General features: G+C 69.7%; 23 protein-coding genes and 1 pseudogene. 10 read left to right on the top strand and 14 right to left on the bottom strand.

What is annotated here, in order from left to right; translation table 11 throughout:
• Positions 1-27: 27 nt before the first annotated feature.
• Both ACRSBM_RS23620 and icmF read left to right on the top strand, forming a co-directional pair.
• Positions 28-996: a polyprenyl synthetase family protein gene (locus tag ACRSBM_RS23620; protein ID WP_434446076.1), complete on the top strand. Its 969-nt coding sequence runs from the start codon at positions 28-30 to the stop codon at positions 994-996.
• Between the two features lie 256 nt (positions 997-1252).
• Positions 1253-4471 carry a fused isobutyryl-CoA mutase/GTPase IcmF gene (icmF, locus tag ACRSBM_RS23615; protein ID WP_434446074.1) on the top strand — a complete coding sequence of 1073 codons (3219 nt, stop codon included), beginning with the start codon at positions 1253-1255 and terminating at the stop codon, positions 4469-4471.
• A 63-nt stretch (positions 4472-4534) separates the two neighbouring features.
• On the opposite strand, the gene ACRSBM_RS23610 is transcribed toward icmF, so the two are convergent.
• Together ACRSBM_RS23610 and ACRSBM_RS23605 are read right to left on the bottom strand one after the other, a co-directional pair.
• Positions 4535-5215 carry an MOSC domain-containing protein gene (locus ACRSBM_RS23610; protein WP_434446072.1) on the bottom strand — a complete coding sequence of 227 codons (681 nt, stop codon included), beginning with the start codon at positions 5213-5215 and terminating at the stop codon, positions 4535-4537.
• Between the two features lie 5 nt (positions 5216-5220).
• The gene (locus ACRSBM_RS23605; RefSeq protein ID WP_434446070.1) at positions 5221-5655 is read right to left on the bottom strand and encodes a nuclear transport factor 2 family protein; all 435 of its coding nucleotides are present in this window, start codon (positions 5653-5655) and stop codon (positions 5221-5223) included.
• Between the two features lie 81 nt (positions 5656-5736).
• On the opposite strand from ACRSBM_RS23605, the gene ACRSBM_RS23600 reads away from it, so the two are divergent.
• The gene (locus tag ACRSBM_RS23600) at positions 5737-6300 is read left to right on the top strand and encodes a CGNR zinc finger domain-containing protein (protein ID WP_434446069.1); all 564 of its coding nucleotides are present in this window, start codon (positions 5737-5739) and stop codon (positions 6298-6300) included.
• An 82-nt stretch (positions 6301-6382) separates the two neighbouring features.
• The gene (locus ACRSBM_RS23595; RefSeq protein ID WP_434446067.1) at positions 6383-7540 is read left to right on the top strand and encodes a hypothetical protein; all 1158 of its coding nucleotides are present in this window, start codon (positions 6383-6385) and stop codon (positions 7538-7540) included.
• 86 nt (positions 7541-7626) lie between these two features.
• Here the strand turns inward: ACRSBM_RS23595 and ACRSBM_RS23590 are convergent, their stop codons facing one another.
• Positions 7627-8277, bottom strand: a complete 651-nt coding sequence (locus tag ACRSBM_RS23590) for a hypothetical protein (RefSeq protein WP_434446065.1) — start codon at positions 8275-8277, stop codon at positions 7627-7629.
• Between the two features lie 158 nt (positions 8278-8435).
• Between ACRSBM_RS23590 and ACRSBM_RS23585 the strand changes: the two genes are divergently transcribed.
• Complete coding sequence (locus tag ACRSBM_RS23585; RefSeq protein ID WP_434453185.1) at positions 8436-10007, top strand: sensor histidine kinase; 1572 nt, start codon at positions 8436-8438, stop codon at positions 10005-10007.
• On the opposite strand, the gene ACRSBM_RS23580 is transcribed toward ACRSBM_RS23585, so the two are convergent.
• Positions 10004-10654 (bottom strand): response regulator transcription factor, encoded by a 651-nt coding sequence (locus tag ACRSBM_RS23580; protein ID WP_434446063.1) that lies wholly within the window; start codon positions 10652-10654, stop codon positions 10004-10006. The two genes, ACRSBM_RS23585 and ACRSBM_RS23580, sit on opposite strands and share 4 nt — an antisense overlap.
• A gap of 83 nt (positions 10655-10737) precedes the next feature.
• Here ACRSBM_RS23580 and ACRSBM_RS23575 point away from each other — a divergent pair, with 83 nt between their 5' ends.
• Positions 10738-11535, top strand: a complete 798-nt coding sequence (locus tag ACRSBM_RS23575) for a universal stress protein (protein ID WP_434446061.1) — start codon at positions 10738-10740, stop codon at positions 11533-11535.
• Here the strand turns inward: ACRSBM_RS23575 and ACRSBM_RS23570 are convergent.
• Positions 11522-12079, bottom strand: a complete 558-nt coding sequence (locus tag ACRSBM_RS23570) for a YceI family protein (RefSeq protein ID WP_434446059.1) — start codon at positions 12077-12079, stop codon at positions 11522-11524. The genes ACRSBM_RS23575 and ACRSBM_RS23570 overlap by 14 nt on opposite strands.
• Before the next feature lie 94 nt (positions 12080-12173).
• On the opposite strand from ACRSBM_RS23570, the gene ACRSBM_RS23565 reads away from it, so the two are divergent.
• A complete protein-coding gene (locus ACRSBM_RS23565) occupies positions 12174-12707 on the top strand; it encodes a MarR family winged helix-turn-helix transcriptional regulator (RefSeq protein WP_434446057.1) in 534 nt (177 codons plus the stop codon).
• Here ACRSBM_RS23565 and ACRSBM_RS23560 read toward each other — a convergent pair.
• Positions 12612-13556: a GlxA family transcriptional regulator gene (locus ACRSBM_RS23560; RefSeq protein WP_434446055.1), complete on the bottom strand. Its 945-nt coding sequence runs from the start codon at positions 13554-13556 to the stop codon at positions 12612-12614. The two genes, ACRSBM_RS23565 and ACRSBM_RS23560, sit on opposite strands and share 96 nt — an antisense overlap.
• Before the next feature lie 71 nt (positions 13557-13627).
• On the opposite strand from ACRSBM_RS23560, the gene ACRSBM_RS23555 reads away from it, so the two are divergent.
• Complete coding sequence (locus tag ACRSBM_RS23555; RefSeq protein ID WP_434446053.1) at positions 13628-13777, top strand: hypothetical protein; 150 nt, start codon at positions 13628-13630, stop codon at positions 13775-13777.
• Here ACRSBM_RS23555 and ACRSBM_RS23550 read toward each other — a convergent pair.
• Complete coding sequence (locus ACRSBM_RS23550; protein ID WP_434446051.1) at positions 13770-14897, bottom strand: citrate/2-methylcitrate synthase; 1128 nt, start codon at positions 14895-14897, stop codon at positions 13770-13772. The two genes, ACRSBM_RS23555 and ACRSBM_RS23550, sit on opposite strands and share 8 nt — an antisense overlap.
• A gap of 42 nt (positions 14898-14939) precedes the next feature.
• Between ACRSBM_RS23550 and ACRSBM_RS23545 the strand changes: the two genes are divergently transcribed.
• Both ACRSBM_RS23545 and ACRSBM_RS23540 read left to right on the top strand, forming a co-directional pair.
• The gene (locus tag ACRSBM_RS23545) at positions 14940-16061 is read left to right on the top strand and encodes a citrate synthase (RefSeq protein ID WP_434446049.1); all 1122 of its coding nucleotides are present in this window, start codon (positions 14940-14942) and stop codon (positions 16059-16061) included.
• 592 nt (positions 16062-16653) lie between these two features.
• Positions 16654-17751 carry an acyltransferase family protein gene (locus ACRSBM_RS23540; protein WP_434446047.1) on the top strand — a complete coding sequence of 366 codons (1098 nt, stop codon included), beginning with the start codon at positions 16654-16656 and terminating at the stop codon, positions 17749-17751.
• On the opposite strand, the gene ACRSBM_RS23535 is transcribed toward ACRSBM_RS23540, so the two are convergent.
• From ACRSBM_RS23535 to ACRSBM_RS23505, 7 genes and pseudogenes are all read right to left on the bottom strand, one after another.
• Complete coding sequence (locus ACRSBM_RS23535) at positions 17714-19420, bottom strand: 1-deoxy-D-xylulose-5-phosphate synthase (RefSeq protein ID WP_434446045.1); 1707 nt, start codon at positions 19418-19420, stop codon at positions 17714-17716. The genes ACRSBM_RS23540 and ACRSBM_RS23535 overlap by 38 nt on opposite strands.
• On the bottom strand, positions 19410-20351 hold the full coding sequence (locus ACRSBM_RS23530) for a 4-hydroxy-3-methylbut-2-enyl diphosphate reductase (RefSeq protein WP_434446043.1): 942 nt from the start codon (positions 20349-20351) through the stop codon (positions 19410-19412). The genes ACRSBM_RS23535 and ACRSBM_RS23530 overlap by 11 nt, the downstream gene beginning before the upstream one ends.
• A gap of 19 nt (positions 20352-20370) precedes the next feature.
• Positions 20371-21429, bottom strand: coding sequence for a family 2 encapsulin nanocompartment cargo protein polyprenyl transferase (locus tag ACRSBM_RS23525; RefSeq protein WP_434446041.1), 1059 nt, complete (start codon positions 21427-21429; stop codon positions 20371-20373).
• A 4-nt stretch (positions 21430-21433) separates the two neighbouring features.
• Entirely contained in the window at positions 21434-22834 is a 1401-nt protein-coding gene (locus tag ACRSBM_RS23520; RefSeq protein ID WP_434446040.1) for a family 2B encapsulin nanocompartment shell protein, read from the bottom strand.
• Between the two features lie 21 nt (positions 22835-22855).
• On the bottom strand, positions 22856-23878 hold the full coding sequence (locus tag ACRSBM_RS23515; RefSeq protein WP_434446038.1) for a terpene synthase family protein: 1023 nt from the start codon (positions 23876-23878) through the stop codon (positions 22856-22858).
• Between the two features lie 31 nt (positions 23879-23909).
• Positions 23910-24962: pseudogene (locus ACRSBM_RS23510) on the bottom strand (terpene synthase family protein); the annotation flags it as partial.
• A gap of 4 nt (positions 24963-24966) precedes the next feature.
• Entirely contained in the window at positions 24967-26271 is a 1305-nt protein-coding gene (locus ACRSBM_RS23505; RefSeq protein ID WP_434446036.1) for a family 2B encapsulin nanocompartment shell protein, read from the bottom strand.
• Positions 26272-26357: the final 86 nt, after the last annotated feature.

Below are 26357 nucleotides of genomic sequence, written 5' to 3'. Positions count from 1 at the left end.
GTTTCCCGGCGTCTGAGAGGAATGGGCATGACGAGCATCGACGTGGTCGCGCCGCCGAGGACCGTGCTGGAGCGGACCCGTGCCACCGTCGAGCCGCCGCTGCGCGCCGCACTGGCCTCGCTCCCGGAGGAGACGCGCGAGGTCGTCGAGTACGGGCTCGCCAGCCAGGACTTCTCGACGGCCGCGCTCGCACTGCTCTCGGCCGAGGCGGTCGGCGCCGCCGCCGAGGCGGTCCGGGTCGCCGTCGCGGTGGAACTCGCGCACTTGCATGAACAACTGCACGCCGACCTGATGACCCGCGCGGTGAGCCGGGGCCACCAGCCGAGCGCGTGGGTGGAGTTCGGTGACGACAGAGCGGTCTCGGCGGCCGACGCGGTGCTCTCCCTCGCCTTCACGCGGCTCGCGGCGGCCGAGGTGATGATCCTCAACGTGGCCTTGCTGTCCGTGGTGGACGGTTACGTCCAGGAGATCGAGATGGACGAGCGGGACGAGGTCGACCTGACCGAGTACCTCGGCGTGGCGGCGGCGAAGCACAGCGCGCTGACGGCGGCGGCGTGCGAGCTCGGCGCCCTCGCCGCGGGTGCCGGCCGCAGCCGGGCCGGCCACCTCAGGGAGTTCGGCGACGACATCGGCCTGGCGCGCAAGCACGTGGACGACGTGCTGGCCATCTGGGGCGGCGTCGCGGTCAGCGGCCGTCCGCTGCACGACGACCTCGCGCACCGGCGCCGCACCCTCCCGGTCGCGGCGGCGATGGACGCGGGCATCGACGTCTACGCGGTCGCCGCCGAACCGCGCGAACTGGCCGCGCTGGTCGAACGGGCGGGCGGGCGGAAGTGGTGCGAGCAGCAGGCCGGCCTGCTGCTCGCCCGCGCCCTCGACCACCTGCGGCGGGCGGAGCCGTCTGTGCGCGCGGGAGACGAGCTCGCGGGGCTCGCCAGGGACGTCACGACCGGCAGGTGCGCCCCCGTCGTGCCCGCCCAGCCGACTCCCGCCTGAGCGCTTACGGGCGTGCCGGCGTGTGAATGCCGAGCACGAGTGCCGTCGTGATGTGGCGCACGGCTGCCAGAGGCCCTCGGGGCCACGCACCCTGCCCGGAGTGCTCCAGACCTCGCCCGAAAAGCTCCTGACCTCGGGCGAAGCGCTCTGCGAGTGAGCCTGTAACCGGTGACGGGACCATGTCCTTTCCTGCTCGATTCAGAGACCTGGACCACCCCTGGTTGCACGTCCAATAGTAGGAAGTCAAACTATTCTCATGACGACGTCGTCTCCTGGCACGCTGCACCGACCGGTGAACCCGGTCCGCTTCGTGACCGCGTCCAGCCTCTTCGACGGCCACGACGCGGCCATCAACATCATGCGACGCATCCTGCAGTCGCAGGGCGCGGAGGTGATTCACCTCGGCCACAACAGGTCGGTGTCGGAGGTCGTCGCCGCGGCGATCCAGGAGGACGCGCAGGGCATCGCCATCAGCGCCTACCAGGGCGGGCACGTCGAGTACTTCTCGTACCTGGTCGAGCTGCTCGACGAACGCGGAGCCGGGCACATCCGGGTCTACGGCGGCGGTGGCGGCGTCATCGTCCCCGAGGAGATCGAGCTGCTGCACTCGCGCGGGGTCGCGCGGATCTTCTCGCCGCAGGACGGGCAGACGCTCGGCCTGGCGCGGATGATCAACCTGATGATCGAGGAGTGCGACCACGCGCTCACCGAGCCGTTCAGCCACGACGCGCTGCTGACGGGGGCGGACGACGCCCTGGCCCGCGCGATCACGCACATCGAGGCCGGTACCGCCGAGCCCCTGGAGACCACCCGCAAGGTGCCTGTCCTGGGCATCACCGGTACCGGTGGCTCCGGCAAGTCGTCGCTCACCGACGAGCTGGTCCGCCGGTTCCGGCTCGACCAGCAGGACAAGCTGCGCATCGCCGTCCTCGCGGTCGACCCGACGCGCCGCCGCGGTGGTGGCGCGCTGCTCGGTGACCGCATCCGGATGAACTGCCTGGAAGGCGACCGGGTGTTCTTCCGTTCGCTGGCCACGCGCCGTGCGGGCAGCGAGATCCCGGACGGGCTGGAGCAGGCCATCGTGGCGTGCAAGGCGTCCGGCGCGGATTTGGTCATCGTCGAGACGCCCGGTATCGGTCAGGGCGACGCGGCCATCGTGCCGTTCGTCGACTTCTCGCTGTACGTGATGACGCCGGAGTTCGGTGCCGCGTCGCAGCTCGAGAAGATCGACATGCTCGACTACGCCGACGCCGTCGCGATCAACAAGTTCGAGCGCCGTGGCGCCGAGGACGCGCGCCGGGACGTGGCGCGGCAGATGGTCCGCAACCGTGAGGCGTTCGGCGTCAAGTGGGAGGACATGCCGGTCTACGGCACGTCCGCCGCGACATTCAACGACGACGGCGTGACCGCGCTCTACCAGTTCCTCCGTGACGGCCTGAAGGAACACGGCCTGCAAGTGGAGGAAGGCTCTCTCGCGCCGGTCGGCGGCAAGACGTCGACCAGCGCGTCCACGGTTGTGCCGGCCTCTCGCGCGCGCTACCTCAGCGACATCTCGGACACCGTCAGGAACTACCACCGCAAGACCGACGAGCAGGTCGCGGCGCTGCGCACGCACACCCAGCTCACCGCCGCGCAGAAGGCCCTGGAAACGGCGGGTAAGGGCGTCGCGGACATCGCCGAGCTCGTGACCGACGCCGAGCGCGAGGTCGACCGCGACACCAAGAACCTCCTGGACGGGTGGGAGAAGACCCGTGAGGAGTATTCCGGCGACGAGCTCGTGTTCAAGGTGCGCGACAAGGAGATCCACACCAGGCTGACGCGGGAGACGTTGTCGGGCAACCAGGTCCGCCGGGTGAGCCTGCCCCGCTACGACGACGAGGGCTCGCTGCTGCGGTTCCTGCGCAAGGAGAACCTGCCGGGCTTCTTCCCGTACACGGCGGGGGTCTTCCCGTTCAAGCGCGAGGGCGAGGACCCTGCGCGCATGTTCGCGGGCGAGGGTGACGCGTTCCGCACGAACCGCCGCTTCAAGTACCTGTCCCAGGGCAACCCGGCCACGCGCCTGTCGACGGCGTTCGACTCGGTGACGCTCTACGGCCGCGACCCCGACACCCCGCCGGACGTCTACGGCAAGATCGGCACGTCCGGCGTCTCCATCGCGTCGCTCGACGACATGAAGGCGCTGTACGACGGCTTCGACCTCGTCGCGCCGACGACGTCCGTGTCGATGACGATCAACGGCCCGGCGCCGACGATCCTCGCCTACTTCCTGAACACGGTGATCGACCAGCAGGTCGAGAGGTTCAAGGCGGACAACGGCCGCGAGCCGTCGGCGGAGGAACACGCGAAGCTGAGGGCGTTCGCGCTGGCGAATGTCCGCGGCACCGTGCAGGCCGACATCCTCAAGGAGGACCAGGGCCAGAACACCTGCATCTTCTCCACGGAGTTCTCGCTGCGCATGATGGCGGACATCCAGGAGTGGTTCATTCAGCAGCAGGTGCGCAACTTCTACTCCGTGTCGATCTCCGGCTACCACATCGCCGAGGCCGGGGCGAACCCCATCAGCCAGCTCGCCTTCACGCTCGCCAACGGGTTCACCTACGTCGAGTCGTACCTGGCGCGCGGCATGAACATCGACGACTTCGCGCCGAACCTCAGCTTCTTCTTCTCCAACGGCATGGACGCCGAGTACAGCGTCATCGGCCGGGTGGCGCGCCGGATCTGGGCCGTGGCCATGCGCGACCGCTACGGCGCCTCGGAGCGTTCGCAGAAGTTCAAGTACCACGTGCAGACCTCGGGCCGTTCACTGCACGCGCAGGAGATGGACTTCAACGACATCCGCACCACGCTCCAGGCGTTGTGCGCCCTGTACGACAACTGCAACTCCTTGCACACCAATGCTTACGACGAGGCGATCACCACTCCCACGGAGTCGTCCGTCCGCCGCGCGATGGCCATCCAGATGATCATCAACAAGGAGTGGGGCCTGTCCGCGAACGAGAACCCGCTGCAGGGCTCGTTCGTCATCGACGAGCTGACCGACCTCGTCGAGGAAGCCGTGCTGATGGAGTTCGACCGCATCTCCGAACGCGGCGGCGTGCTCGGCGCGATGGAGACCGGCTACCAGCGCGGCCGGATCCAGGACGAGTCGATGCTCTACGAACAGCGCAAGCACGACGGGTCGCTGCCGTTGATCGGCGTCAACACCTTCCTGCCGGAGGGCGGTGAGCGCGAGGTCGTGAAGATCGAGCTCGCGCGCGCCACCGAGGAGGAGAAGGAGTCGCAGGTCGAGCGCACGCGCGCCTACCAGGCCGCGCACCGCGACGAGGCCCAGAAGGCGCTCGCCCGGCTGCGCGAGGTGGCGCAGACGAACGAGAACGTGTTCGCGGTGCTGATGGACGCCGCCCGCGTCTGCACGCTCGGTCAGATCACCGAGGCGTTCTTCGAGGTCGGTGGTCAGTACCGGCGCAACATCTAGTGGTGGTGCGGCTCGGACCGTTGCCGGGCGTGAATCAGCCGGCCAACGTTCCGAGCCGCGCCACTAAACGGCGTAGGGCCGGCCGACGATCCACCCGCCCACGTGGCCGGGGAGCTCGTCGGTCGGCACCAGCTCGACGGTGTCACCGACCTTGACCATCCCCGGCTGGATCACCCAGCTGTCGAGGCACAGCACGCCGCCGAACTCGTGGCGGATGCGCCGGTGCACGTCGAGGTCCTGCGCGCCGGTGTCGGGGTCGATCGTCGTGACGACGCACCGGGCGCGCTTCTGGTACATGCCGATCACGACGTCACCGACCACCAGTGCGTGCCCTGGCCAGCTGTCCTCCTCGCCGGGTTCGACGCCGCCGATGAGGATGTTGGGCCGCAGCCGCCGCACGTCGACGCCGGCCGCCGCGACCTGGCCGTCCGTGGCCACCAGGACGTTGAGCACGTCGAAGCGCTCCGGCCCGGTGTAGCGGGTGAGCCTGCCGCCGAACGGGAGGACCAGCTCGTGCGCCTTCCAGCTGTCCCAAGGGTGTCCGTCCACCAGCGGGCCGTCCGGGCCGGTGGTCGCCGGGATGGTGAGCAGGCCGTACCGGGTGCGGCCGGTCAGCACGCCACGCGGACCCTGTACGTGCACCAGCCGGTCACCCTCGACGCCGTCGGCGGTGAAGTGCGCCTCCTGGAGTGGTTCGCCGCCCAGCGACTTCACCGGGTAGCGCCACAAAGCTTCGACGTGCACGTTGGTCACTCCGTCGGGATCTCGTAGGTCGAGCCGGGGTCGATGCGGCGGCCGGACTCGGCGATCCGAACGTCGTTGATGCTCGCCTCGCGCCTGCTCATCAGGCCGGACTCGGCGAACTCCCAGTTCTCGTTGCCGTAGCTGCGCCACCACTGGCCGTCGTCGTCGTGCCACTCGTACTGGAAGCGGACCGCGATGCGGTCGTCTCCGAAGGCCCACAGCGACTTGCGCAGCACGTACTCGTGCTCGCGCTCCCACTTCTTCGTCAGGAACGCGACGATCTCGGCGGTGCCGCGGACGAACTCGGACCTGTTGCGCCAGACCGAATCCGGCGTGTAGGCGCCGGCGACGCGCTGTGGATCCCTGGTGTTCCAGGCGTCCTGGGCGGCCTGCACCTTCAGGCGGGCGGTCTCGGCGTCGAACGGGGGCACGAGTTTCACAGCGGTCCTTCCAACGGTTGGGCGACGCTGCAAACGTTAGAACGTGAGTCTAACGGATGCAACCCCGTGTTACCGTTAGACGTGCTGACGCCCGACGAACCCCGTCCGGTCCTGCTGATGAACACCATCTGGGCCAGCCGGTCGCAGGTGCACGACGACCTGACGACTGTCGGTGGGCTGCGCGACTTCCTGGGCGTGTCGGCCGGCCAGGCCGACCTGACGGCGTTCCGCGCGCTGCGGCAGGCGCTCAGGGACCTCGCCGGTGTGCTCACCGAGGACACGCGTGCGGTCGCGCAGGACCGTGACCTGGAGCGTGCGGTGGGAGAGGTCAACCGTGCGGCGCGGAGTGCGCGGCGGTGGCCGCAGCTGACCGTGCGGGACGGGGAACTGTTGCGGCACAACGAAAGCGAGGGATCGCTCGCGGACACCGAACGCGCGTCGATCGCCGCGGAGGCCGTGGAGCTGTTCACCGGGGAGGACCGGGTCCTGTTGCGCGCCTGTTATGCGCCGGGCTGCGTGCTGTACTTCGTGAAGGACCACCCGCGCCGCGAATGGTGCTCGCCGTCGTGTGGCAACAGGGTGCGCGCCGCCAGACACTACCGGCGCAATCGGGGTGAATCCCCTGGTCCGAACGGGTTTTCCTGATCGCAGGGCCTACACATGAGCCGCCCCGGTTCCGATTAAACGGACAACAGTTGGGCGCGTTTGTGTGTGGTGGTGATCCACGATGTCCCGAGAATCCGTGCCAGGTCACGACATCAGCTATCACCTCGTCTGTTTCGACGAGACCGGCAACGAGCGGGGGCGCGACAGCGCGGACGTCCTGTACGACGCCCGCCGCGGCGTCACCGACGTCTTCTTCTTCATCCACGGGTGGAACGGCGATGTTCCGGCCGCCCGCCGGCAGTACGGGCAGTGGGTCGCGACGATGGCCGGCTGCCGCGCCGAACGTGAAGCGGCGCACCGGCTTCCCGGCGGCTTCAAGTCCCTGCTCGTCGGCCTGCACTGGCCGTCGAAGGCCTGGGGCGACGAGGACGTGCGGTCCGACGAGTTCATCAGGGCGCAGGCTCAGCGCCTCGGCGGAGGCGCCGGGCGCACGGCCGCCGTGCGCACGATCGTCCAGGCGGCGCGGCAACACCCGTGCCGGATGTCTCCCGCGGTCAAGCAGGCGTACGACTACCTGGAGAGCTCGGTGCCGGACCTGCCGGGCGAGGACGGGATGGCGTTCGACCCGGAGCAGCTCTACCGGGCGTGCCTGGAGGATCCGGCGCTCGGCGGGATCCTGTCGCCGTTGCGGATCCTGACGTTCTGGAAGATGAAGCGGCGCGCCAAGGTGTTCGGCGAGAGCGGCGCGGCCAGGATCGCCCGCGAGGTCGCCCAGGCGGCCCCGGACGCGCGCATCCACCTGATGGGCCACAGCTTCGGCTGCATCACCGCGACCGCGATGGCGAACGTCGTCCCGGCCTCGACGCTGACCCTGGTACAGGGCGCGATGTCGCTGTGGTCGTTCGCGGAACGGTTGCCCGGCGAACCCGGCTCCGGCTACTTCCGCGGCGTGCTCGGCCGAGTGCCGGGCCCGATCATCGTCACCACGTCGTCGAACGACTACGCCATCGGCCGCTTCTACCCGCTGGCCGCGCGGTCGGGCCGCCAGGTCGACCTGGACTCCTACCCGAAGTACGGCGGCATCGGCGCCCACGGCGTGCAGGGCACCTACGCGCACGGCCACACCATCGGATCTCCCGGTGAGCTGGTCCGCGGCCAGGTGCACAACGTCGACTGCACCTCGGTGATCCGCCGCATCGACGGGATCGCGGGTGCGCACAACGACATCTGCCACCCGGAACTGGCTCGGCTGCTGTGGAAGGCGGTGCTCTCCCGCTGACCATCGGAGTCCGTTGTGGACAAGTGTCTCGTGCCCGTCCCGCGCCGCCAGTCAGATGACCCCCGCGCGGCGCGGGACGGACACGGTCACCCCGTGCCCAGCCGCAGGACCACCTGCGGCACCAGCGTGTTGCCGAGGCACGGGCGCAGGTCCGCGCGCAACGCGGACAGGCTCACCGGGTCCGGAGCGGGAGCGACGGCGAAACCGGCCGTGCCCGCGGCCAGCACGACGCGCTGCATCGCCTGTCCGGCACGGATTTCCGCCGCCGCTCCCTGGTTGAAGGTGCACAGCACGAGCTCGGTCGCGCTCCGCACGTGCAGCCACGCCCGTTCGACCTCGGCCGCCCGCGACAGCAGCCCGCTCCAGGAGGCCGGTTCGGGGAAAGTCGTCCACCTGCGCCGGTTCGTGCGCAACGCGTGGAGCAACGCCAGCACGTCCGGGTTCGGCTCCTGATACCCGCCGAGCCTGATGGCGGCGGCCGCGTCGTTGGCGCTCGGGCCGGGCAGCAGCGTCACCAGCGGACGGATCCCGTGGCCCTGCAGCGCCAGCCGGACGTTGAGCAGCGCGACCCCGCAGGCCAGCCGCGACTCCCGGCGGTGCGGGGTGCCGGTGTGCAGCTCGATCTGGTCGGGGCGCACCTGGAACCGCACACCGGAGACTTCGGCCATCGCGAGCGCGAGGATGCCGCGCACGTCCTCACTCGCGAGTCCGAGTGAGCCGGGCACGGCGATCGTCATGGTCGTTACTGTCCGGTCGCGGCGACCGGACAGCCACGGTCGAAGGTCCCCACTTGCCAGGGCCGTGCGGGGCCGGAAAGTGTGCGAATCTTGTCCTCGTGCCTGACCTGCCTGGTCGCCGCGACCTCGACGAGCTGCTCGAAGAGGTCCGGGACCGCATGGACGAGATCGTGACCACCCGCGACCACATGCAGGAGCTCCTCGGCGCGGTGCTCGCCGTCGCGTCCGGGCTGGAGCTCGAGTCGACGCTGCTGCGCATCGTCCAGGCCGCCGCCGACCTCGTGGGCGCCCGCTACGGCGCGCTCGGCGTGCTCGGCACCCGTGACGACCTGGCAGGGTTCCTCCACGTCGGCGTGGACGAGGTGACGCGCGCGTCGATGGGCCATCTGCCCGAGGGCAAGGGCCTGCTCGGGCTGCTCATCAAGGATCCGACGCCGTTGCGGCTGCGGGACCTGTCCCGGCACGAGATGTCGGTCGGGTTCCCGCCGAACCACCCGCCGATGCACAGCTTCCTCGGCGTGCCCGTGCGCGTGCGCGACGAGGTGTTCGGCAACCTCTACATGACCGAGAAGATCGACGCCGCCGAGTTCACCGCGGACGACGAGACCGTGCTGCTGGCGCTGGCCGCGGCCGCCGGCATCGCGATCGAGAACGCCCGGCTGTTCGAGCGCTCCCGCATGCGTGAGCGGTGGCTGGAGGCGATCGGCGAGGTCAACTCCGAACTGCTGGGCGGCGCGTCCGGCGAGTACGCCCTGCGCCTGATCACCCAGCGCACCGTCGAGCTCGCCGGCGCCGACGCCGCCCTCGTCGTGCTCGGCGACGGCGGGCAGACCCCGTTGTCCGTGGCGGCGAACGCGGGCGTGCAGATCGACGACTTCGACGCCTCCGACTACGCCGTCGACGAGGTGGTCCGCTCCGGCGTCCCGCTGCTGGTGAACGACCTGGGCTCGGCCTTCGGTCCCGCGCTGGCGGTGCCGCTGCGGTCCGGTTCGGGCGTCACGGGCGCGCTCGTCGTGCTGCGCCGCGGCGGTGAGACGCGGTTCCTGCCCGACCAGGTGCCGATGCTGGCGTCGTTCGCGGACCAGGCGGCGGTCGCGCTGGAGTTCGCCGAGCAGCAACGCTCCCAGCGTCTGCTCGACGTGCTGGAGGACCGCGACCGCATCGCCCGCGACCTGCACGACCACGTGATCCAGCGCCTCTTCGTCACCGGCCTGACCCTGCAGGCGACCATGCGCCGCATCAGCGAACCGGAGGTCGCCGCCCGCCTGCGGACCGCCGTCGAACAGCTCGACGAGACGGTCCGGGAGATCCGCACGTCCATCTTCGACCTGCACTCGACGGACAACACCTCACTGCGCCGCCGCCTGCTCGACCTCGTCGCGGGCCTGACCGAGTCGACGCACCTCAAGCCGTCGGTGCGCATGTCCGGCACCGTCGACAACTCGGTGCCGCCCGAACTGGCCGAACACGTCGAGGCCGTCGTGCGCGAGGCCGTCACGAACTGCGTCCGGCACGCGTCCGCGACCGAGCTGACCGTGCTCGTCGACGCCGGTGCGGACGTCGTGATCACCGTGCAGGACAACGGGGTCGGTATTCCGGAGAAAGCCGCGTGCAGCGGCCTGCGCAACCTCGCCCATCGTGCGGCGCAGTTCGGCGGGTCGCTGGAGGTGTGCGCGGCGGAGGGCGGTGGCGCCCGCGTGGTGTGGCGGGTGCCGTCGACGCCGGGTTAGCGGCGCTTCTCGCCGTCCTTGCGGAACTGCGACGCGAACACGGCGGCCTGCGTGCGGCGCTGCATGCCGAGCTTCGCGAGCAGGTGCGAGACGTAGTTCTTGACCGTCTTCTCGGCGAGGAACATCCGTTCGGCGATCTGCCGGTTCGTCAGGCCCTCGCCGATCAGGTCGAGGACCGTGCGCTCCTGCTCGCTGAGCACGCGCAGCGGGTCGCCCTCCTCACGCTCCCGGCGGATGCGGTTGAGCAGCGCCGAGGTCGTGCGGGCGTCGAGGAGCGACTGCCCCGCCGCGACGGTGCGGACCGCGTTGACCAGGTCGGCGCCGAGGATCTGCTTGAGCACGAACCCGGAGGCACCCGCCATGATCGCGTCGAACAGGGCCTCGTCGTCGGCGAAGCTCGTCAGCATCAGGCACTGCAGGCCGGGCAGCCGGCTGCGCAGCTCGCGGCACAGTTCGATGCCGTTGCCGTCGGGCAGCCTGATGTCGAGCACCGCCACGTCGGCCCGGGAACCCGGCACCTTGGCCAGGGCCTCCGCGACCGACGCGGCGTCCCCGACCACCTCCAGGTCGGACTCCTCGCCGAGCAGGTCCGCGATGCCGCGGCGGACGATCTCGTGGTCGTCGACGAGGAACACACGCGTCGCCATGCAGGTCACGGTAGTCCAAAGACCCTGCCACGAGGGGACCAACGCACGCGGCCCGCTACGACGATCGGGCCTACTTTGGGATCATGAGCGGTCTTCCCGTTGTCGCCGGAGTCGACGGTTCCGCGTCCGCGCTGGCCGCGGTGGCGTGGGCAGCGCGGGCGTGCGTGGTCCACGACGCGCCGTTGCGGTTGGTGCACGCCTACACGTTGCCGACGCGCGGATACCCCGAAGTCATCTCCTCGGCGCGTGAGCTGAGATCCGCTATGTACGACCAGGGGCGGATGTGGCTCTCACAGGCCGTTGCGGTCGCACGGGCGGAAGCGCCTGATGTGCCCGTGGAGCACGACCTGCGCATGGAACACCCCACGCCCGTGTTGCTCGCGGAGTCTGCACGCGCACGAGAGGTGGTGGTGGGGTCGCACGGGCTGGGTGGGTTCACCGGAGCATTAGTGGGCTCGACGGCCGTGGCGCTGTCACAGCACAGTGAGTGTCCCGTGGTGGTGGTCCGGGGGACTCGGCGTGACGGGCCTGTGGTGGTCGGTGTCGACCTCTCGCCCGAGTCGGACCCGGCGCTGGGCTTCGGGTTCGAGGAGGCGGCGGCGTCCGGGTCACCGCTGGTGGCGGCGATGGCGGACGCCGACGAGTCGTTGCCGGACACGCGACTGTCCGGGTGGCTGGAGAAGTACCCGGACGTCGCGGTGGAGCAGGTCGTGGTGGGGGAGCGGCCGATCCCGTTGCTGCTGGAGGTCGGGCAACGGGCCGGGCTGCTCGTGGTGGGTTCACGGGGGCGTGGCGGATTCGCCGGGATGCTGCTCGGGTCTACCTCGCAGGCCCTGATCCACCACGCCCCGTGCCCGGTGGCCGTGGTCAGGCCTGCTTGATCGCCGAGATCTCGAACTCGAGGACGACCTTCTCGCTCACCAGGACGCCGCCGGTCTCGAGCGCCGCGTTCCAGGTGACGCCGTAGTCCTTGCGGTTGATGGTGTGCGAGCCCTCGAAGCCCACGCGGGTGTTGCCGAACGGGTCGACGGCCACGCCCTCGAAGGCGAACGGGATGGTGATGCTCTTGGTGACGTCCTTGATGGTGAGGTCACCGGTGATCTCGAAGTTGTCCTCGTCGACCTGCTTCGCGGCGGTCGAGACGAACTTGATCTCCGGGTACTCCTCGACGGCGAGGAAGTCGTTGGTGGTCAGGTGACCGTCGCGCTGCGCGTTGCGCGTGTCGATGCTCGCGACCTTCAGGGTCACCTCGGCGGTGGTGTTCTCCGGCTTGTCGCCGTCGATCGAGATCTTGCCGTCGAACTCGTTGAACGCACCGCGAACCTTGGTGACCATCGCGTGGCGAGCGACGAAGCCGATGCGGGAGTGCGACGCGTCGATGACGTAGTCGCCGGTCAGTTCGGAGAGGTTGGTGGCGGTGGTCATGGTGTTCAGTCCTTCGGTAGTTCGATTTGGTTGAAGTGTCATCCACCTTGCCCGAACGTGGGTGATGTGTCAACTATTCCCGTATGCTGAGTTGGTGACACGATGGTTGGGACCTGAGCAGCAGCGGGCGTGGCGTGCCTACGTCCGCATGCAGGGGGAGCTGAATGCGCATCTGAGCAGGCAGATGTCGGTCGACTCGGAGATCTCGATGGCCGACTTCGCCGTGCTGGTGAAGCTCACCGATACGCCTGACGAGCGCGTGCGCGTGTTGGAGCTCGCACGAGCGTTGCACTGGGAGAAGAGCCGTATCTCGCATCACGTCGGACGGATGGAGAAGCGCGGCCTGGTGCGCCGGGAGAGTTGTGGCAGCGACGGGCGCGGGTCGTTCGTCGTGCTGACGGACCAGGGCCGGTCCGCGATCGAGGCCGCCGCGCCCGCGCACGCCGAGACGGTGCACTCGCTGGTGTTCGACCTGCTCACCGATGCCGAGGTCGAGGCGCTGCGGGAGATCTCGGAGAAGATCTTCACGCGCCTAACGACAGGAGAATGTGCGGCGGTAGTCGCTCGGTGCGACGCCGACGACGCGGTGGAAGTGGTGCCGGAGGAGGGCGGCTGTCCCGAAGCCTGACCTGGCCGCGACGGCGTCGACGTCCAGGTCGGTTTCTTCGAGCAACCTGCGCGCGTGCAGCACTCGCTGGAGTGAGAGCCACTTGTTCGGGGTGGTGCCGGTCTCCGCGACGAACCTGCGCGCGAACGTCCGTTCGGACATGACGGCGAGCTCCGCCATCGTGGCCACCGTGTGGTTGTCCGCGATCGTGTCGAGCACCCGTTCCAGCACCGGCTCCAGGCTGTCGGAGCTGCACTCCGGGATCGGTAGCTCCACGAACTGCCGCTGACCGCCGTCGCGTTGCGGTGCCACGACCATCCGGCGCGCGATGGTGTTGGCGATCTTGGTGCCCAGTTCCCGCCGGACCAGGTGCAGGCAGGCGTCGATGCCGGCGGCCGTGCCGGCGCTGGTGATGATGTTCCCGTCGTCCACGAACAGCACGTCCGGGTCCAGGTGGGCTTTCGGGAACCGCTCGCGGAACTGCCTCGCCTCACGCCAGTGCGTGGTGCAGCGCCGGTCGTCGAGCAACCCGGCGGTGCCGAGGATGAACGCCCCGCTGCACACGCTGAGCAGCGTCGCTTGGGTCTCTTGCAGTGCCTTGACCAGCTTCTCCGGGTAGTGGTCGCGGATGCGGGCGGCGGGCAGGGCGACGAGGTCGACGCTCTGCAGCGCGTCGAATCCGTGCTCCGGGGTGATGCTCACGCCGCGGATGCTCGTCGGCACCGGCTCGTTCGGAAGCTCACCGCACACGCGGAAGTCGACCAGCGGCACGCCCTCCTCGGTCCGGTCGACGCCGAACACCTCGCAGAGCAGCCCGAACTCGAACGGCGCGACGCCGTCGATGAGGGGAACCGCCACCGATCGCAGCATGGCGGGATTTTAGCGCGCCATGTCAGATCTGCCACTGTTGGCGGGATATTGCTGGTCGCAAACTTAGCGACATGACTCTTGCAGCGATCATCCTCGTAGTGGCAGGCATCTCCGTCTGGCTCGACCGGCACCGCGACCGCAACGCCGGCCTGGCAGGCTCGACCGACGTCAACGACCGCGACCGCGTCCGCGTGCGCGACGAACTGCGGTACCTCACCTGACGATCTGTGGCTGTGTGATGTGCGGTGCGGGTCCCGTGTAGCGGGCGATCGGGCGGATGATCTTCGTGTCCTCGGACTGTTCGAGCGCGTTGGCGCACCACCCGATCACCCGGCTGCACGCGAACGTCGGCGTGAACATCTCCCGCGGGATGCCGCACAGCTCCATCACCACGCCGGCGTAGAACTCCACGTTCGCGTACAGCTGCCGGCCGGGCTTGAGCTCGGCCAGCAGCTCCGTGACCCTGCGCTCCACGGTGACCGCGAACTCGGTCAGTGCCGTCGGGCGCTCGAGCGCGATCTCCCTGAGCAGGCGCGCCCGCGGGTCCTCTGTCCGGTAGACGGCGTGACCGAAGCCCATGATCCGGTCGCCCCGCTCGATCCGCTCCCGCACCCACACGTCGATGTTGCCGGGCGTCCCGATGAGGTCGAGCGCCTCCAGCGCCCGGTCCGGCGCGCCACCGTGCAGCGGCCCGGAGAACGTCCCGATCGCCGCCGTCACCGCCGATACGACGTCCGCGCCGGATGACGCGACCACCCGCGCTGTGAACGTCGACGCGTTGAAGCCGTGGTCGATCGTGGCGATCAAGTACTGCTCGACCGCACGGCTCGTCCATGTTGACGGCTCCAGTCCAGTCAACATGTACAACCAGTTCGCCGACGTTGACAAATCAACCCTGGGGTTGACGGGATCAAGTCCATGCTTGAGCCGGTGCAGTGCCGCGAGGATCGTCGGCGTCACCGCGCTGACCCTCAGCGCGTCGGCCTTCCTGGTGCTCATCGGCGCGTCCCACATCGGCTGCGACGGCAGCATCGACAACGCGGTTCGCAACCCGGCCAGCGCCGTGCACCCCGACCTCGCGATCGCGGGCAGCACCTCGCTGATCGCCGCCGGCAGCTGTCGCAGCGCCGCTGTCTCCTCGGCGAACGCCGCCGCCTCGCCGGGTTCCGGCAGCCGGCCCTCGGCGAAGAGGAACCACACGTCCTCGAACGACCGCGTCCTGGCCAGTTCGATCGCGTCGTGCTCGCGGTAGTGGTAGTAGCCCGCGGCACCGTTCACGTCCCCGATCAGGGTCGTGGTGACGACGACGTCTTTAAGCCCTTTGGGTGCATCAATCAACATGGACCACAGGCTCCGTCAACATGTCCTGTACAGTCAACGTTGATGGAATCAATGTTGACGACGAATCAAGCTGCCCGCCGCCTGGGCGTGAAACCGGCGACGGTCTACGCGTACGTCAGCCGCGGTCTCCTGACCAGCAAGAAGGTGAACCGGCACAGCATGTTCGGCGTCGCCGAGGTGGAAGCCCTGGCGCAGCGCACTGGTGCGCGCGGAGCAGTGGCCGCTGTGACGGATCGCATCCGCACCCGCATCTCCCTGCTGGAGAACGACCGCCTCCACTACCGCGGTCGCTCCGTCCCCGAGCTCTCGAGCACCAAGCGCTTCGAGGACGTGGCGCACTGGCTGTGGACCGAGATCGACTCGACGGGCCTGCAGTTCCCCGAGGGCCAGGAAATCTGGATGGCCCTGCCCGACAGCGCCACCCTGACCGACCGGGTCCGCGTGGCCATCGCCCTGGCCAGCGTCGGCGACCCCCTCCGCTACGACCTGGATCGAGCCGTCACCACGGCCAAGGCCCTCATCGCCGACGTCGTCGAGTCCCTGCCGATGGTGGGAAGACCCCAGGGCACCGACATCGCCGAGCGCCTCTGGGCCCGCCTCTCTCCCGAGCCGCCCCAGCCGGACCTCCTCAACGCCGCCCTCATCCTGCTGGCCGACCACGACCTGGCCGTCTCGACCATGGCCGCCAGGGTGGCCGCCTCCGCCCACGCCAACCCGTACGCCGTCGTGTCCGCGGGCATGGGCGCCATGGAGGGCCAGAAACACGGCGCGGCCACCACGATCGCGTACCGGTTCCTGCTGCAGGCAGAATCCGACCCGATGGGCGCCGTCGCCGAGCACCTGCGCTCCGGCCAGCCCATCCCGGGCTTCGGCCACCGCGTCTACCGATCCCGCGACCCACGCGCAGACCACCTGCTGGCGCTGCTGCGCGGCCACGGCGACCTGGTGGCGGACAAGGTGATCGCCACCCAGACGAAGACGTTCCCGAACGTCGACCTGGCACTCGCCCAGTTCACGCTGATGTTCAAGATGCCGCCGGACGCGGGCGAGGCGATCTTCGCGATCGCGCGGATCGTGGGGTGGATCGCGCACGCGATGGAGGAGTACCGGGAGCCGGGGCTTCGGTTCCGGACGATGGGCGTCTACACGGGCGACCGCCCGTAGGGCTCGCTGGCGAGCCGGCGGGGTGGCGGGGTGGCGCGGTGGGCGGCTGGCGCGGTGGGCTGGCTGCTGGAAGGTGCGCGCCTCGCGCGGCGGACCGGTACGGCCGGATGGCGGGCGGTTCGCTCGGTGCGCTGGTGCGGCTGGAAGGTGGGCACCTCGCGTGGCGGGCCGGTGCGGCCGGAAGGTGAGCGCCTTGCGCGGCGAGTTGGCGCGGCTGACGCGGTGGGTGGTTCGTACGGCGAGTCGGCGCGGCTGGCAGGTGGGCGGGCTCGTACGGCGGGCCGGTACGCGCCGGAAGATGAGCGGCTCGCGGCGGCTGGATGGTGGGTGGTTCGCGCAGCGAGCCGGTACGGCCGGAACGTGAGCGGCTCAAGGCGCTGCCGGTGCTCGGGGGCTGTGGCCGCGCGCGGACGCGACGTCAGGCTTGCCCGTGCTCGGAGGCTGTGGCCCCGCACGAACGCGACCATCCGGCGGGCCGGAGATCACGAGCCGCTGAAGATCAAGGACCGGCACCACCGCGAACGGAGCGAACGGGGGCCGTCCGCTCCGTTGGCGGTGGTAATCCGGGCCCAGGAAGCGGACCATGAAAACCATGAGATTGTCCGCAGTGGACAACTTGAAGGTGATCCTGGTGGCGTGGGTCATCGGGGGCCACGCTCTGCTCGGCTACGCCGCGATCGGTGGCTGGCCGTACGACGAGGTCAACGAGGTCACGTTCCACCCCGGCGTCGAGACGGTGCTGGCGGCGGTGGTCGGGCCGTCCGGGCTGTTCTTCATGGGCACCTTCTACTTCATGGCCGGCATCTTCACGCCGAGCTCGGTCGAACGCAAAGGTGCCCGCAGGTTCGTCGCCGAGCGGCTGGTCAGGCTCGGGACGCCGTGGGTCGTCAGTGCGCTGGTCGTCTGGCCGACCTTCGTGTGGATCGCCTACACCGGGGCCGGGCGGGACGTCACGTGGTGGCACGCGTTCACTCACCGGGATCCGTTGCTGGACAGCGGGTCGCTGTGGTTCGTCGGCGTGTTGCTGGTCTTCTCGATCGCCGTCGCGTTCGCGCCGCCCATCAGGGAGCGCGCGATCACCACCGGGCACGTGGTGGGGATGGCGATGATCGTGGCCGGCACGACGTTCGTGACTCGGTTGGTCTTTCCTGCGCGCAGCGGGCAGGTGGGTGACCTGCACCTGTGGTGGTGGCCGCAGTGTCTCGGCATGTTCGTGCTCGGTGCGATCGGTGGTCGCAAGCTCGCGGAACGGGTGCCGGACGAGATCTACCGGATGTGCCGCAACGTCGTCATCGGCACGATCGCGGTCCTTCCCGTGGCGGCGGCGATGCTCGGTGTGCTGGATCTGGCGAAGAGCGCGGAACCGTTCCTCGGTGGCTGGAAGTGGCAGGCCGCGGTACTCGCCCTTGTCGAGGGCGTTCTCGTGGTGGCGGGCAGTCTGTGGCTCATAGGGCTTGCGCAACGCAGGCTGGCCGGTCAGGGGCGGTTCGCCGAGGGGCTGGCGCGGTCCGCCTACGTCGCGTTCGTCGTGCAGGGGCCGATTCTGCTCGCCCTCGCGACCGGCCTGCGTCCGCTGGACCTGCCCGCCGAGGTGAAGGCGCCGGTGGTGGGGGCGGGGGCGATCGCGTTGTCGTTCGCGATCGGCTGGTACGTCACTTCACGCCGAGGTGCTTCAGCACGCTCGTCGTGATGCCGGCGGCGTCGAGGCCGTGCGCGCGCAGGATGCGGGCGCGTGAGTCGTGGGGCAGGAAGCGGGGCGGCAGGGCGAACGTGGCGACGCACGTGGCCGAACCGGTCAGCGCCTGGCCCAGGCGGGAGCCGAGGGCGCCGGTCGACGTCGTGTCCTCGACGGCGAGGACCAGGCGGTGCCGGCCGCTGTACCGGACGAGGTGCGGGTCCAGGGGAGCGGTCCAGCGCGGGTCGACCACGGTGACCCGGACGTCGTGCGACGCCAGGTCCGCGGCGGCTGCCAGACAAGGGCCGGCCAGCGGGCCGACCGCGATCAGCAGCACCTCGGCGTCCGGGACCTCGTACAGCACGTCGAAGCGGCCTACTCGCCGCAACGCCGGCACGTCCGGGCCGGCGGCGGCCTTCGGGTAGCGGACGACGGTGGGGCCGTCGGACACCTCGACGGCCTCGCGCACCAACGCGGCCAGGGACGACGGATCGCGCGGGGCGGCCAGGCGCAGACCGGGCACGACGGGCAGCACGGAGGCGTCCCACATGCCGTGGTGCGAGGCGCCGTCCGGGCCCGTCACGCCCGCGCGGTCGAGCACGAACGTCACCGGGAGCCGGTGCAGCGCCACGTCCATCAGGAGCTGGTCGAAGGCGCGCGACAGGAAGGTCGCGTAGACGGCGACGACCGGGTGCAGCCCGCCCATGGCCATGCCGGCGGCGGACGTCACGGCGTGCTGCTCGGCGATCCCGACGTCGAAGACGCGGGACGGGAAGCGCCGGGAGAAGGGCCGCAGGCCCACCGGTTCCATCATCGCCGCGGTCAGGCAGACCACGTCCGGGCGGTCCGCGCCGATGGCGACGATCTCGTCGGAGAACGCGTCGGTCCACGTCCGCCCGCCACCGGCACCGGCCGCGCCGACCGCGTGCATGCGGTCGGACTCGTCGGTCTCCGCGGCGGTGTATCCCTTGCCCTTCACGGTCTTGCAGTGCACGACGACCGGGCGGCCGAGGGTTTTCGCCTCCCACAACGCGTTCTCGACGGCGTGCACGTCGTGGCCGTCGACCTCGCCGATGTACGCGAGCCCCAGCGCCTCGAAGAGCCCGCGCGCCGAGCCGTTCAGCAACGACGCCGCGAAACCTCCGGCGGTCGGGTCGTACGAGCGCCCGTTGTCGTTCAGCACCACCACGACCGGACGGGACGAGCCGCCGATGTTGTTCAACGCCTCCCAGCACATCCCGCCGGTCAGCGCGCCGTCACCGACGATGGCGACGACGCGGCGGTCGGCACCGCCCAGCTCGAAGGCCTTCGCCAGACCGTCCGCATAGGACAGTGCGGTGGACGCGTGCGAGTTCTCGATCACGTCGTGCACGGACTCGGCCGCCGACGGGTAGCCGGACAGACCACCGGCCTGCCGCAACGAGTCGAAGTCGGAGCAACGGCCGGTCAGCATCTTGTGCACGTACGCCTGGTGCCCGGTGTCGAACAGCACGACGTCGACCGGCGAGGTGAACACCCGGTGCACCGCGATCGTCAGTTCCACGGCACCCAGGTTCGGGCCGAGGTGGCCACCGGTCCGGTGCACCTTCGAGATCAGGAACGACCGGATCTCCGCCGCCAGTGCGCCAAGCGAAGAGGAGGAGAGCGCCCGGACGTCCGCGGGTGAGGCGATCTCAGCCAGCACGGCGCACCGCCAGCGGCAGCGTGAAGGCGATCGTCTCGGTCGCTGTCGTGTGCGTCGAGACGAAGACCGAACCCAATGCCGCCAACGCTTGCACGACCTCGTCCACCAGTTCGGGAGGCGCCGAGGCGCCGGCGGACAGCCCGACGGCCGAGACACCCGCCAACCAGGCGGGGTCGATCTCGGACGCGTCGTCGATCAGGTACGCGGGAGTGCCGGTACGAGCCGCCAGTTCGACCATCCGCACCGAGTTCGACGAGTTCTTCGAGCCCACGACCAGCACCAGGTCCGACTGCTCGGCGACCTCGCGGATCGCGATCTGGCGATTCGTGGTGGCGTAACAGATGTCGTCCGACCCAGGACCGCGCAGGCCGGGGAACTTCCGCTTCAGCGCCGCGACCACCTCGGCCGTCTCGTCCACGGCCAGCGTCGTCTGCGTCAGGTACGAGACAGGACCGGTGATGTCCAGCGCGAGAACGTCCTCGACGGTCTCCACCAGCACCATCTTCTCCGGCGCCTCCCCGAGCGTGCCTTCGACCTCCTCGTGGCCGGCGTGCCCGATCAGCACGATGGTGTCGCCGCGCTCGGCGAACCGGCGGGCCTCGGAGTGCACCTTCGTCACCAATGGACAGGTCGCGTCCAGCACGTCCAGGGACCGCTCCCGGGCCTCGGCGCGCACGGCGGGGGAGACGCCGTGCGCCGAGAAGACCGCCGTGGCACCGAAAGGCACCTCCGACAGCTCCTCCACGAACACGGCGCCCCGCGCCTCCAGCGACCGGACCACGTGGACGTTGTGCACGATCTGCTTGCGCACGTAGACGGGGCCGCCACGCTGGTCGAGCAGTCGTTCCACGATCTCGATGGCACGCTCCACCCCGGCACAGAACGACCGGGGTGAGGCGAGCAGCACCGAACGCGGCGGGTGTTCCGTCATCGAGTGCCTTTCACAGGGTTCAGTGGTCTCGGTGGGTGACCAGTTGGGCGAGCGTGCCGAGCTCCACGGCCGCACGCGCGGTCGGGGACGCCTCGCCGAGACGCACCAGCGCCTGCGTGTGGAGCTCGTCGGCCTGCGTCTGGCTCCACGCCCGGCCACCGGCCGCATCCACCAGACACGCCGCCCGCACAAGCGTTTCCGCGTCCATCTCCTGCGAGCCGGAGTACAACGACGCCAGCTCGGCGGACGCGGGCACACCGGCGGTCAGGGCTCGCACGACCGGCAGGGACTTCTTGCGGTTCACCAGGTCCGAGTGCGCGGCCTTGCCGGTCACCGCCGGGTCGCCCCAGATGCCGAGCAGGTCGTCCACGTGCTGGAACGCCAGGCCCAGCTCGGTGCCGTAGCCACGCATCGCCTCGACCTGCTCGTCGGTGCCGTCGCCGTACAACGCGCCCAACGCCGTCGAGGCGCCCAGAAGAGCGCCCGTCTTGCCGCGCGCCATCCGTTCCACCTCGGACACCTCGACGTCCGTCCGGGTCTCGAAGTCAAGGTCGTACGCCTGCCCGTCGAGCAACGCCACGGTGGCGTCACCCAGTGTCCGGATCGCCTCCAGCGCGCGCCGGTGCCCCGACCCGGCGAGGACGTCGACGGCCAGCGCCTGCAGCGCGTCCCCCGCCAGGATCGCCGCGTTGACGCCGAACACGGTCCACGCCGTGGCCCGGTGGCGCCGGGTGGTGTCGCGGTCCATCACGTCGTCGTGCAGCAGCGAGAAGTTGTGGATCAGCTCCACCGCGACCGCCGCCGGGACAGCGGCGGAGGCGGTGCCGCCGACGGCCTCGGCCGCCAGCAGCACCAACGCGGGACGGATCGCCTTGCCGCCGTTCTCCAGCACCGGGTTGCCGTACTCGTCGCGCCACCCGTGGTGGTACTCGGCGATCGTGCGCATCGACGGCGGCAGCTGGTCGACGGCCCTGCGCAGAGCCGGGAGCACGAGGCTCCGGCTCCACGCGAGCACCTCGGCGGCCGGCCTGCCGGCGGTCAGGGGTTCGGTCATCTTCCCGAAAAACTCGGCTGTCATGGCTTTAGAGACCGATCTCCACGTTCTCGAGCACGCCCAGGGCATCCGGCACCAGCACCGCGGCCGAGTAGTACGTCGACACCAGGTACTTGAGCATCGCGTGTTCGTCGATGCCCATGAACCGCACGTTCAGGCCGGGCTCGTACTCGTCGGGGATGCCGGTCTGGCGCAGGCCGATCACGCCCTGCTTCTCCTCGCCGAGCCGCATCGCGATGATCGACGTGGTGCCGTTCTTGTTGACCGGGATCTTGTCGCACGGCGCGATCGGGATGCCGCGCCACGACTGCAGCTGCTGGCCCTCGACGTCCACGGTCGGCGCGTACACGCCGCGGGAGGACATCTGCCGGCCGAGCGCCGCGATCGCCTTGGGGTGGGCCAGGATCAGCTTGGTGTTGCGGCGGCGGGAGATCAGCTCATCCATGTCGTCCGGCGTCACCGGGCCGGAGTTCGTGCTGACCCGCTGCTTGAGGTCGGCGTTGGCGAGCAGGCCGAACTCCCTGTTGTTGATCAGCTCGTGCTCCTGCCGCTCGCGCAGCGCCTCGATCGTCAGCCGCAACTGGTGCTCGACCTGGTCCATCGGCTGGCTGTAGAGGTCGGCGACACGCGTGTGGACGCGCACGATCGTCTGCGCCACCGAGAGCTCGTATTCGCGGGGCCGCAGCTCGTAGTCGACGAACGTGCCGGGCAGCATCGGCTCGCCGTCGTGGCCCGACGCGATGTCGATCTCCGCCTCGCCGTGCTTGTTCGACGCGTTCACCGGGTGCGCCAGCTGCTGCAGGATGTGCTCGCGCAACGGCTCGACCTGCCCGTTGAGCTGGTTGAACGCCGCCCGCGACAGCACGACTGCCGTCGTCGGCGTCAACGCACGCGCGGTGAAGCTCCAGTTCTTCTCCGCGCCGGACAGGACCGGCTCGTCGCCGAGGTACTCGCCGTCCGCGATCGTGCCCAGCGCCACGTCGTCGCCGTACTCGCCGCGGCCGGTCTTGGTGACCTTGCCGTGCGCGATGACGATGATCTCGTCGACGGACTCGCCGCGGTGCGCGATCACCTCACCCGGCTCGAACTCGCGCTGCTCGAAGCGGTTCGCGACGGCGGTGAGCACCGCTTCGTCCTCGAACCCGCGCAGCAGCCGGAACTCCGCCAGCTCCTGCGGCACGATCCGCACCTCGGAGCCGACGCTCGTGAACGTGACGCGGCCGTCCCCGATCGCGTAGGTGAGGCGCCGGTTGACCCGGAACGCGCCACCCTTCGCCTCGACCCACGGCAGCAGGCGCAGCAACCAGCGGGGCGAGATGCCCTGCATCTGCGGTGCGGACTTGGTGGTCGTCGCGAGGTTGCGCGCCGCCGCGCGGGAAAGGCTCAGCTGCTGGTCCTCGACCCCAAGGCCCGGATCGGTAACAGTCACTGCGGGTCCTGCCAATCTGTTTCATCGGGATGGAACGAGAACTGCGGCGGTGCCGAGTCCGGACGGCCGGTGGAACGACCGCGAGGTGGGGGTGGGGTCGGGGGAGAAGGTGAACCTGCCGGATCTCCGCGACCAGAGCAGCTCACCGGCCAGCCACGACTTCAGGGCTTCGACGTACCGGTGCAGACCGGCACGCGCGGCCTCGTCGAGGGCGTACTCGTCCGCGATCGACGGCAGCTCGGCGATGATCGAACCGATCTGCCGCAGCCGGGCGGCCACCAGGTCGGCGACCACCGAGACCGCCTGCTGCAGCTCGCACTCGAAGAACTGCTGTACCGCGAGCACCGCGCTCGTGGTGCTGGCACCCGTGGCGTACAGCGGGCCGAACCCGAGGATCTCCTGCCGCAGCCCGGGAACGTCGCCGAACGAGTCGACCAGCGCGCGCATCGTCGAGTTCCGCAGCAGCTCCTCGGGGAGCTCGGCGTTCACCGACTTCCTCGCGAGTGCCGCCGACAGCTCGACGGCGTTGGTCCTGCGCCGCATCTCGACGAGATCGATCGGGTCGGGAACGCGGCCCTGGGCGGAGTTGTGCAGCTCCCACAGCAGCCCGTCGAACAGCGCGGCGAGCCTGGCGCGCTCGTCGGAGTCCAAGGAGGACCGCGAGACGAGGTCGGCGAGCCCCTTCTCCGCCGGGTGCCGCGTCGGCACCGGGGAGCCGCCCAGGACCTCCTTGAGCCGGGCGACGAACGCCCTGCCGCCGGGCACGTTGCGCGGCCGGAGGAACCCCTCCCGGAACGCGTCGTGCAGGTAGAAGCCCCAGGCGTGCCAGTCGTTGAGGTGCTTCAGGTCGTCCAGGGACGCGGTGGGGTGGGTCAGCGGCCCGAAGCCGCCGTAGTCCGCCGCGTCGTAGAACGCCTCGGTCCACGGTGTGCCGTTGAGCATCCCCATGTCCCGCACCCACGTCCTGGTGTGCTGCCGGACGCGGTCGACGTGCGGGGAAAGCCGTGCGGCGAAAGGCATGTCGAACGAGGGGATCTCAACCACGGGACACCCCCGGCCACGCCGCGGACGTGCCCAGCCCGGTCGGCCCGCGCAGGATCGTGCGGAGGAACGCGGAGTTCCCGGCGCCTGCACCTCCGGACTGCTCCGCTTTGGTGTAGCGGCCGGCGTGCAGGTGCCACTCGTGCCCGCCGGACTGCCAGTCCTGCAGGCCCTTGACGTACCTGAGCACGCGTGCCTGCTCCAGCGGGTCGGTGCCGTGCTCGGAGAACAGCTGCGGCAGCTCGGTGAACACGGTGTTCTCGAACTGGTGCAGGCGCGAGGTGAGGAGCTTGTTCACGGCCTCGACCGCGGTCTGCGTGTCGTGGCCGAAGAACTTCTCGAACACGAGCACCCCGTTGGAGTTCTCGCCCTCCCGCAGCACTTCACGCTCGTAGGAGAAGATGTCGTTGCGCAGGTGGATCGCGTCGGAGAACGTGTCGGAGAGGACCCGCAACGGGCGGGTGCCCGCGATGGACGCGGGCACCTCGGCCGCTTCGGAGACCTCCACCAGGTTCGCCGACCACGGCGCGCCGCCGACCTTGCGGCGCATCTCGATGTACTCGATCGGGTTGGCGACCGTGCCGCTCTCGATGTTCTTGATCTCCCACATGCACTCGAGCAGCAGGTTGTGGGTGCTCGTGGTGAACCGGCGCCGCCAGTCCTGCGACATCAACCCGATCGTGCGCTGCCACAGGTCGACGAGCCCGCGTTCGGTCGGGTTCCGCGGCTCGGGTGCCGGGTCCGTGCCGTTGATCGGCATGAACGCCGGCAGCCGGTCGAGGTACGCCTTGGCCCCCGGCACGTCCTTGGTCTGCTTGAACTCCGCGAAGAACTCGTCGTCGAAGTAGAAGACCCAGACGTACCAGTCCGTGATGAGGTCGAGGATCTCCGCGGGCGCGTCCGGATGGGTCCACGCGCACATGTACCCGTAGTCGTCGCCCGCGAGGATTTCCTCTGTCCACACCCCCGTGTCGAGCATCCCCATGTCCCGCGCCCACTGCGTCGAGTGGGCGCGGGCACGTTCGAGGTGCGGGTTCATCCGGGCCGGGTGCGGCACGTAGAACTCCGGCATGGTGAAGGACGCCAACGCTTTAGCCCTCGCGACCCAGCTCGACGTGCTCCAGCACACCGATCGCGTCCGGCACCATGATGGCGGCCGAGTAGTAGGCGCTGACGAGGTAGTTGATGATCGCCTGGTCGTTGATGCCCATGAACCGCACGGAAAGGCCCGGCTGGTACTCGTCCGGGATGCCGGTCTGGTGCAGGCCGATGACGCCCTGGTTCTGCTCGCCGGTGCGGATCAGCATCACCGACGACGTGCGCGTGTCCGAGATCGGGATCTTGTTGCACGGCAGCACCGGGATGCCGCGCCAGGCCGGGACGGACTGGCCGTTGAAGTCGATGTGCTGCGGGTAGATGCCGCGCTTGTTCAGCTCGCGGCCGAACGCGGCGATCGTGCGCGGGTGGGCGAGGAAGTAGCCGGGGTCCTTCCACACGATCGACAGCAGCTCGTCGAAGTCGTCCGGGGTCGGCGGGCCGGTACGGGTGTGGATGCGCTGCTTGAGGTCCGCGTTGTGCAGCAGGCCGAACGACCTGTTGTTGACGATCTCGTGCTCCTGGCGTTCGCGCAGGGCCTCGATCGTGAGCCGCAACTGCTGCTCGACCTGGTCCATCGGGTTGTTGTAGAGGTCCGCGACCCGGGTGTGGACCTGCAGCACGGTCTGCGCGACGCTCAGCTCGTACTCGCGCGGCGTGAGCTCGTAGTCGACGAACGTGCCGGGCAGGACGGGCTCGCCGTCGTGGCCGGACGCCATGTCGATCTCTGCTTCGCCGTGCTCGTCCTGGGGCTTGTTGCGGCAGTTGAACGTCTGCTGGATGTGGGCGCGCAGGCCGCCCGCTTCGCCGTTGAGGGCCTCGAAGTCCTGCCACGACAACGTGAGCACGGTGACCGGGGTGACGGCCTTGGCGGTGTACTCCCACTCGCCCTGCGGCCCGGCCAGCACGGTCTCGCCGAAGTACTCGCCGTCGGCCAGGTTGCCGAGCACGGTCTGGCCGCCGTACTCGCCGGTGCCGACCTTGTCGACCTTGCCGTGCGCGATCAGGACGACCTGGTCCTTCGGCCGGCCCTTCTCGACGATGACGTCACCGACGCCGTACTCGTGCTGCGTGAAGCGAGCGGCCAGCGCGGTGAGCACGGCCTCGTCGTCGAAGCCCTTCAGCAGCGACAGCTCGGTGAGCTCCATCGGGACGACGCGGACCTCCGCGCCGGTGTTGGTGAACGAGACCCGGCCGTCGCCCAGCGTGTAGGTGAGCCGGCGGTTGACGCGGTACGCACCGCCCGAGGCCTGGACCCAGGGCAGCACCCTGAGCAGCCAGCGGGACGTGATTCCCTGCATCTGGGGGACGGACTTGGTGGTCGTGGCCAGATTTCGAGCGGCGGCCGTACCCAAACTCAGCTGCTGACGGCCCTCATTGAGGTCAA

Source organism: Lentzea xerophila, assembly GCF_051094245.1.
Lineage (GTDB): Bacteria > Actinomycetota > Actinomycetes > Mycobacteriales > Pseudonocardiaceae > Lentzea > Lentzea xerophila.
Note: the sequence above shows the minus strand (reverse complement) of the source record. Positions and strands in the feature narration are given on the sequence as shown.

Bases quoted from the DNA above. Each gene is read 5' to 3' on its own strand.
- ACRSBM_RS23620 (WP_434446076.1), top strand. From the start codon at position 28: ATGACGAGCATCGACGTGGTCGCGCCGCCGAGGACCGTGCTGGAGCGG.
- icmF (WP_434446074.1), top strand. From the start codon at position 1,253: ATGACGACGTCGTCTCCTGGCACGCTGCACCGACCGGTGAACCCGGTC.
- ACRSBM_RS23595 (WP_434446067.1), top strand. From the start codon at position 6,383: ATGTCCCGAGAATCCGTGCCAGGTCACGACATCAGCTATCACCTCGTC.
- ACRSBM_RS23590 (WP_434446065.1), bottom strand. From the start codon at position 8,277: ATGACGATCGCCGTGCCCGGCTCACTCGGACTCGCGAGTGAGGACGTG.
- ACRSBM_RS23585 (WP_434453185.1), top strand. From the start codon at position 8,436: ATGGACGAGATCGTGACCACCCGCGACCACATGCAGGAGCTCCTCGGC.
- ACRSBM_RS23580 (WP_434446063.1), bottom strand. From the start codon at position 10,654: ATGGCGACGCGTGTGTTCCTCGTCGACGACCACGAGATCGTCCGCCGC.
- ACRSBM_RS23575 (WP_434446061.1), top strand. From the start codon at position 10,738: ATGAGCGGTCTTCCCGTTGTCGCCGGAGTCGACGGTTCCGCGTCCGCG.
- ACRSBM_RS23570 (WP_434446059.1), bottom strand. From the start codon at position 12,079: ATGACCACCGCCACCAACCTCTCCGAACTGACCGGCGACTACGTCATC.
- ACRSBM_RS23560 (WP_434446055.1), bottom strand. From the start codon at position 13,556: ATGCTGCGATCGGTGGCGGTTCCCCTCATCGACGGCGTCGCGCCGTTC.
- ACRSBM_RS23555 (WP_434446053.1), top strand. From the start codon at position 13,628: ATGACTCTTGCAGCGATCATCCTCGTAGTGGCAGGCATCTCCGTCTGG.
- ACRSBM_RS23550 (WP_434446051.1), bottom strand. From the start codon at position 14,897: ATGTTGATTGATGCACCCAAAGGGCTTAAAGACGTCGTCGTCACCACG.
- ACRSBM_RS23545 (WP_434446049.1), top strand. From the start codon at position 14,940: ATGGAATCAATGTTGACGACGAATCAAGCTGCCCGCCGCCTGGGCGTG.
- ACRSBM_RS23540 (WP_434446047.1), top strand. From the start codon at position 16,654: ATGAGATTGTCCGCAGTGGACAACTTGAAGGTGATCCTGGTGGCGTGG.
- ACRSBM_RS23530 (WP_434446043.1), bottom strand. From the start codon at position 20,351: ATGACGGAACACCCGCCGCGTTCGGTGCTGCTCGCCTCACCCCGGTCG.
- ACRSBM_RS23525 (WP_434446041.1), bottom strand. From the start codon at position 21,429: ATGACAGCCGAGTTTTTCGGGAAGATGACCGAACCCCTGACCGCCGGC.
- ACRSBM_RS23505 (WP_434446036.1), bottom strand. From the start codon at position 26,271: ATGCAGGGAATCACGTCCCGCTGGCTGCTCAGGGTGCTGCCCTGGGTC.